Here is a 745-nt window from a genome sequence, read left to right on the forward strand (position 1 = left end):
TATGTGGTTGTCGTGCTGATCGCCGCGCGCATTTGCAAGTCGCGGGGTGTAGTGCTTGTCGGACTCAGCTGCATAGGGCTATCAGTCATCAGTTGGGCACTCGCACCACCCAACCACCCCACCACCGAGACTCTAATCAACGAGTGCATCAGCATCGCTTCGATCGGCCTCGTGACGGCCCTGGCCTTGCATGCGCAGCAAACGGTTTCGACGCTCCGCAATCAGGCGAGTCTCCTCGACCTGACGCACGACCCCATCTTCTCGCGCGACATGGACGGCAAAATTCTCTACTGGAATCGCGGCGCCGAGGAGTTGTATGGATTCAAGGGCGCGCAGGCGCTCGGCGCTATCGCGCACACGCTCCTGCAAACGACGTTCGTCACGCCGGTCGAGCAGATCATGGCCAAGCTGCTGCGCGAAGGCCGCTGGGAAGGCGAGCTCGTCAACCGCAAGGTGGACGGCACGCCGGTCGTCGTAACGAGCCGTTGGTCGCTTCAGAACGACCATGCAGGACAACCCGCGCTGATCCTGGAGTCTAACAACGACATCAGCGAACGCAAGCGGATGGAGGATGCGCTGCAGCAGGCACAGTCCGCTCTCGCGCGATTGAACCGGGTCCTGGTGGTCGGAGAAATGACCGCGTCGATCGCCCATGAAGTCAATCAACCGCTCGCTGCCGTCATCACGAATGCGGACGCGGGCCTGCGCTGGCTCGATGCCCATCCGCCGAACCTTGAGGAAGTCC

At 61.9% G+C, this 745-nt stretch carries 1 protein-coding gene; it reads left to right on the top strand.

All coding sequences use genetic code 11. From position 1 onward, the window contains the following. Positions 1-745, top strand: a 745-nt coding sequence (locus HV670_RS30260) for a PAS domain S-box protein (protein ID WP_175108579.1), incomplete at both ends; no start/stop codon positions are given.

The organism is Pararobbsia alpina, assembly GCF_902859895.1.
Lineage (GTDB): Bacteria > Pseudomonadota > Gammaproteobacteria > Burkholderiales > Burkholderiaceae > Pararobbsia > Pararobbsia alpina.